The following is a 6,469-nucleotide window of genomic DNA, read 5'->3' as shown; positions in this document are numbered from 1 at the left end:
ATGGGGCCGCAGGTGGCGGCGGAGGCGGAGGCGGCGCCGCTGGGCGCGGCGGTGCGGCCGCGGGCGGCGGCGCGGCGGGCGGATGGGGCGGTGCAGCCGCGGGCGGCGGTGCGGCCGGGCGCGCGGGCGCAGCAGGCGGCGCGGCCCCTGGACCCTTCGGCGGCTGCTTCGGTTTTCCGTCAGGGCCCGTCTCTTGAGGCTGGGCCTGCGCGACCACGAGCGGCGGCGCACTTTGCGCTTGCGATGCGGAGCTTGCGAATTGCATCGCGGTCAGAGCCGTCGTCGCAAGCAGCACGAAACGAAGATTGGTCATGGTGGTGAACTTCCCCGGAAGGTTCTTTGACGATGTGTTGGGATGAACAGCTACGCGTTAGGCCGGATTGTGGCGGGCGAAGCGATCGCGGCCCGATTTATTTCTGCACGGAAATCACATCACTACGGCGACGTTCATTGCGCATTCAGACGCTGGTTGCAATTGCCTCACATGTGATGAGGCGTATCATGCGCAATCCCGCGGCGAATTTGCATCCGTCGCTGGACTTGGTGTGCGCGGTCCATTGGGCCCGCGAGGTGGAATCTCTTCAGGGATGCGGCCCGGTAATTCGTCGGGCCGTGGTGGCGAGCCGGGCTCGCGCACCGGCGGGGTGATCTCAGGCTGCGGATTGCCGGGCGGAATTCCGGGCGGTGGCTCGACGGGAGTGCCGGGCGTCGACGGAGGAATCTCGGGCGGTTCGATCGGCATCGGCATCATCGGGATAGTTGTCCGGAGAAAGACAACGATGATGCCGCGCCGATGTTCCGCATCGCATCGCGCCGGGCCTGCCTTATTCCGGGGTGTGGCAGACGGCCTCGATGTTGTGGCCGTCGGGATCGAGCACGAAGGCGCCATAATAGTCCGCGTGATAATGCGGGCGGACACCGGGCGGGCCGTTGTCGCGTCCGCCCGCCGCGATAGCCGCCTTGTAGAAGGCATCCACGGTAGCGCGGTCCCTGGCCGCGATCGCGATGTGCACCGGCTTGTTCATCGCGCCTTCGCCGCCGAACCAGAGATCCGGCTTGCCGTCGGCGCCGAAACCCGCGGCCGCAGCGTGACCGGTCTGCTCCGCCGTGACTTCCATGATCAGGCCGTAGCCGAGCGGCGCCAGCGCCTTGGCGTAGAAAGCCTTGGCGCGCTCATAGTCGGAGACGGAAAAACCCAAATGGTCGATCATCGCTAGCTCCGTTGTGCGTTCTCGTCAGCGTGACAGGAACGTATTGCTGCGCGTCTTGCGCACGATCGCGTAACCACGCGTGACCATATCGGCGATACAGTCCTGCTGCCATTCGTCTTGTGACAGGTGCTCGATCACGACCGCGCGCGGCCACAGCGATTGCGGCGCATCGCGGAAGAAGCCGATCAGCACGCGGTCCTCGAAGCCTTCAACGTCGATCTTGAGCGAATCGATTTGCCTGACGCCGGCCTCGTCGAGGATCCGCGTCAAGCGAAGTGACGGCACCTTGATCGCATCAGCGCTGGCGGTGCCGGTGACGACGTGGGTGGCGCCGAGATTGCCCCCGCCGCTCTCGATCATCAGCTCGCCGTCGCTGTCGCCGGCTGCCGCCTGCACCAGGCGCACCTGCGCAGCTTTCGATGCGGCTTGATTGAAGGCGAGCCGGGCAAACGTCATCGGATGCGGCTCGATTGCGACCACCTTGCCTGTGGTGCCGACCTGTTGCGCCATCACCAGCGCAAACGTGCCGACATTGGCGCCGACGTCGACGAACACGCCACCCGCGGCAGTGTGCTGCCGCAGGAAGTCGAGTTCGTCGAGATTGTAATCGGGATTGAACAGCGCGCCGCGCTCGGTCGCACTGCCCTGGTGATAGAGGCGGAACGAGGCGCCCTGATATTGCACGTCGAGCGGGCCGCTGCGAAGCAGGTTGACCAGCCGCGACATCCAGGGCCGGAATGCGCCGCGCTTCAGCCCCGACCGTGTCGCAAGGCGGATCACCGCAGCCTGTGCCGCATTGGGCGCAAACGCGCCGAACGGCGCGGACGAAGGGGTGTTGTCGGTCGTCAAGCAGCAGGTCCTCGTTGCAAGCGGCGCATGCATAGCCGGTTTTGCGGAGGACTCCAACGTTGTATCACAAGTGGCGTCCCGAGGCGCGAAGCGAACCCGGGACGACGAGGGGAGAGAGCTCGCAACTTACGACGCCTCACGCCGCCTTCTTCGCCGCCGGCTTCCGCTGCCTCAGAAATCGCCCGAGCAGCTTGCGCTTGCCCTTGCGTGGGATCAGGTCGATGTCGCTGACGAGTTTTGCGCCGCCCTTGCGGCGCTCCAGCACGATCTTGCGGCTGTGAAAGGCCTCGAGCTCCGCACGATGCGCGACGCTGATGATGGTCGCCTTCGGCAGCTCGTCGGTGACCATCTTCATCATCTTGTCCTGGCTCTTCTCGTCGAGCGCCGAGGTCGCTTCATCGAGCACGACGATGTCGGGGGTGTGGAGCAAGAGCCGCGCGAAAGCGAGGCGCTGCTTCTCGCCGCCGGACAGCGTCTGGTCCCACGGGCCCTCATCCTCGATCTTCTCCTTGAGATGATCGAGCCCGACCTTGTGCAGGGCCTGGCCGATCTCCTCGATGGTCCAGTCGTCCGCGGCGCCGGGATAGGCGACCGCGCGGCGGAGCGATCCGGAAGGCACGTAGGGCCGCTGCGGCAGCATGAACAGCCGCCGGTCGGGATGGAAATTGACGCCGCCCTCGCCCCACGGCCAGAGCCCGGCGATGGCGCGCACCAGCGTGCTCTTGCCGGTACCGGATTCGCCGGCGACGAGCAGCCGTTCGCCCGGCTCGATCATCACCTCGGTCTCGCCGACCACCGCCGTGCCATCGTCGAGCGTGACGGAGAGATCTTTCAGCTCCAGCATCGCGTCGTTGCGCGTCTCGCCGCGCTTGATGCGGCCGAGGCCGTCGCCCTGCTCGGCACGCTCGAGCGCGTCGAGCGACATCATCAGCGAGGCGATGCGGCGCGCACAGGCGTTCCAGTCGGCGAGCCGCGGATAATTGTCGACCAGCCAGCCGAACGCGCTCTGCACGATGGTAAAGGCGGAGGCGGCCTGCATCACCTGCCCCAGCGTCATGCTGCCGTCGAGAAACTTTGGCGCGCAGAGCAGGAGCGGCACGACGGGAGCAACGAGGCTCGATCCTTGCGACACCAGCGTGGTGCGCATGTGCTGGCCGGCCAATCGCGCCCATTGCCGCAGCACGCGGGTAAAATTGCGGTCGAGGCCGTCGCGCTCCTCGTCCTCGCCGCCGAGCAGCGCGATGCTCTCGCCGTTCTCGCGCACGCGCGTCAGCGTGTAACGGAAATCGGCCTCGGCCTGGTTCTTGCCCTCGGAGACCTGCACGAAGCGGCGGCCGATCACCGTAATCGAGCTCGAGGCAATTGCGGCATAGAGGATCGCGGCGACCACGAGGAAGCCGGGAATGGTGATTGAGGATCCGCCGAGCGGGATCGTGAGCGCGCCGCCGATGGTCCAGAGCACGACGATGAAGGTCACGGCCGACAACAGTGCCGAGGTCACGCCGGCGAGGAAATCGACCGGCGCGTCGGTTGCGATGCGCAAGTCCTCGGCGATGCGGTATTCGGGATTTCCGTGGTCGCCGCCGACGAGGTTGAGCTGGTAGTAGCGGCCGTTGGCGAGCCAGCGCGTCAGCACGCTCGCCGTCAGCCAGGCGCGCCAGCGCCGCTGAATGCCCATGCGCGCGAACACTTGGGCGACGCCGAGCACGATGCTGCCTGCCGCGAGCGGGAAGAACACCGCACTGAGATGGAAGACACTCGTCGCATCGCGCTGCTCGATGGCGTCGAAGATCGCGCGGTTCCAGACGTTGATGCCGTATTGGAAGCCGACGGTCATGACGATCAACACGCCGAGGCCGATCGAGAGCGGCCAGGCGAGGCGGTCGCCCTTGCGCCCCCAGAAGCCGCGGGCGCTGATCCAGAAGCGTGTCAGCAGATAGTCCTTGCGGACCTGCTCGGCCTCCTCGGGTGACAGTTCGGGATCGGGCTCGAGCAGCTCCGGAGGCGGCGCCGCCACGGCATCGCCGTTCTCGCCTTTGATCTCGACAATGGGCGGCTTCTTGACCTGTTCGCGCTTTGCGGCCCGCTTGTGCATGAGCGGACAACGCAAAGGAAATCAAACGGTTCCCTTCGGTTCCGATCGCCTGATCACTCGGCGGCGCCGTCCCGGACGCGCCTGATACGGGCCGCCCGATGCAGAACGCGCGACAATTCCTCGATCGAATAGGGCTTCTGGACGAGATCGAAGCCGGTCACGCCATCCTGTGACAGCGCCTGGCTGTAGCCCGTGGTCAGCACGATCGGCACGCCGATGCCGCGATCGCAGATGGCTTGCGCCAGATCGAGCCCGGTCATCCCTGGCATGACGACGTCCGAGAACACGACGTCGAAGCGATCAGCGTCCACGACGAGCTCGGCGAGCGCGTCCGTGGCATTGTCGACCAGCGTGATGCTGTAGCCGAGCTCGGTGAGACCATCGGCGGCGAAATTGGCAAGCTCGATATTGTCCTCGACCACCAGCACCGACATGCCGCTGCCGGTCACCGCCGGCGCCGTGTTGGGCGCCTGCCGCTGCGGCAGCAGGTCTGGCGCCACGCGCGGCAGATAGAGCGAGAAAGTGCTGCCGTGCCCGACTTCGCTCGTCACCGTCACCTCGCCGCCGGATTGCCGGGCGAAGCCGAACACCTGGGACAGGCCGAGGCCGGTGCCGTGGCGGACCTGCTTGGTGGTGTAGAACGGCTCGAAGATGCGTCCGAGCCGGGCGGCGGGAATGCCGATGCCGGTGTCGCTGACGGTCACGCTGACGAAGCCATGGTGTCCCGAGATCGGGCCGTCCGGGGCGCCGGTCAGCGTGTCCGGAACGATCGTCGCGGTCTCGACCTTGATGGTGATCCTGCCTTTGCCCTGCATGGCATCGCGGGCGTTGGTGGCCATGTTGATCAACGCCGTCTCGAACTGGCCGGCATCGGCACGGACGAGGCAGGGCTCCGTGGGCAGGCGCATGACGATCTCGATGGCCGGCCCCAGCAGGGGCGCAAGCATGTCGTGCAGCGCCTGCATCCGTTCGCCGACGTCGAACACCTCCGGCTTCAGGGTCTGACGCCGCGCAAAGGCGAGCAGCTGCGAGGTCAGCTTGGCGGCGCGGGCCACGGCGTCCGCAATGGCGGTGATGTAGCGCTGGCGCCGCTCCTCCGTCAGTTGCGGCCGGTTCAACAGGTCGACCGAGGCGCGGATCACCGTCAGCAAATTGTTGAAATCGTGCGCGACCCCGCCGGTGAGCTGTCCGAGCGCCTCCAGACGCTGGCTGTGCTTGAGGGCCTCCTCGGCCTCGCGCCGCTTTGCGGCTTCGGCCTGAAGGTGCTGGGTGCGCCGCAATGCCAGCGCCAGCAACAGAAACAGAAGTGCGGTGGCGGGAATGCCGAAAACCAGATGCTGGCCGATGGTGGCGAGCCAGCGCGCGCGGATTGCCGAGGTCTCGAGCCCGGCGCTGACATAGATCGGGTATTCGGCGACACGCCGATAGCCGATGCGCCGCTCGATCCCGTCCGACGGCCAGGCGACGGTGATGAGGCCGTGCTCGGGGCGCGCCGCGATTTCCCGGCCGACCGGTCCGGTCGGATCGAGCCGAAGGTCGCGGTCGAGCCGCGGGAAATGCGCAAGCAGCACGCCGTCGGTGCGTCCCATCGCGAAGAAACTGCCGGCATCCGAGCCGATGCGCGCATAGAAACTGTCGAAATATTCGGGGAGGACCGAGGCCTGGATCACCCCGATGAAACTGCCGTCGTCGGAGTCGCGGCGGCGGCTCACCCCGAAAAAGCGGGCGCCCTGATAGGGCGGGCGGGGCGTCAGGGCCGTGCCGATGAACGTGCCGATGCCCTGGTCGATATGGGAATAGAAGTAATCGCGGTCTGCAAAGCCCAGCGCCGGCGGCGGCGAGGCGAGGCTGTTGACCAGCGCTTTTCCGTCCGCGTCGAAGATCCAGGCCGATTTCAGCTGCGGCAGCGAATCGGCCAGCCGCTTCAGGCGGCGGTGCAGCGCCGGCTCACGTGCGCGGATGGTGTCGTCGGGAAGGCCGCGAACCACCTCGTTGAGCTCGGCAAGGCTGCGATCGATGGTCTCGAACACCTTGAGCGCGTGCTCATGCACGACGTCGAGCGTGCGCTCGATCTCCCGGTCGGCGATGTCGCGGGTCGATGTGTAGGAGATCGTTGCGGCGATGGCGAATAGAGCGACCGGCAGCGCCAGGGATGCCGCCATCATCCACTGCAACAGTCTCAGCGAATTGCGTTGCGCCCTCTGCACAGTCGCTCCGGTCCCTGACGGGAGCTTAACTGAATCGCGCGCGGGGAAGGAAGCAGCTTATGCCGGAACCGGTGGTTGCGAGCTGGAAACTTGCGCGCACCGCGGGC

The 6,469-nt window shown here is 66.6% G+C and carries 5 protein-coding genes and 1 pseudogene; all 6 read right to left on the bottom strand.

Annotation, left to right across the window (positions count from 1 at the left end):
- Positions 1–313, bottom strand: a pseudogene (locus IVA79_RS30185) (OmpA family protein); the annotation flags it as partial.
- Between the two features lie 186 nt (positions 314–499).
- The gene (locus tag IVA79_RS30180) at positions 500–742 is read right to left on the bottom strand and encodes a hypothetical protein (RefSeq protein WP_247559965.1); all 243 of its coding nucleotides are present in this window, start codon (positions 740–742) and stop codon (positions 500–502) included.
- An 82-nt stretch (positions 743–824) separates the two neighbouring features.
- A complete protein-coding gene (locus IVA79_RS30175; protein ID WP_247559962.1) occupies positions 825–1,211 on the bottom strand; it encodes a VOC family protein in 387 nt (128 codons plus the stop codon).
- A 24-nt stretch (positions 1,212–1,235) separates the two neighbouring features.
- The gene (locus IVA79_RS30170; protein ID WP_247559960.1) at positions 1,236–2,060 is read right to left on the bottom strand and encodes an FkbM family methyltransferase; all 825 of its coding nucleotides are present in this window, start codon (positions 2,058–2,060) and stop codon (positions 1,236–1,238) included.
- 136 nt (positions 2,061–2,196) lie between these two features.
- Positions 2,197–4,155 carry an ABC transporter ATP-binding protein/permease gene (locus IVA79_RS30165; RefSeq protein ID WP_247559958.1) on the bottom strand — a complete coding sequence of 653 codons (1,959 nt, stop codon included), beginning with the start codon at positions 4,153–4,155 and terminating at the stop codon, positions 2,197–2,199.
- 53 nt (positions 4,156–4,208) lie between these two features.
- Entirely contained in the window at positions 4,209–6,362 is a 2,154-nt protein-coding gene (locus IVA79_RS30160; protein ID WP_247559956.1) for a hybrid sensor histidine kinase/response regulator, read from the bottom strand.
- Between the last annotated feature and the right edge of the window lie 107 nt (positions 6,363–6,469).

It is taken from the genome of Bradyrhizobium sp. 138 (assembly GCF_023074075.1).
Taxonomy (GTDB): Bacteria; Pseudomonadota; Alphaproteobacteria; order Rhizobiales; family Xanthobacteraceae; genus Bradyrhizobium.
The sequence above is the reverse complement of the archived record's forward strand: the minus strand, read 5'-3'. Positions and strand labels throughout refer to the sequence as shown.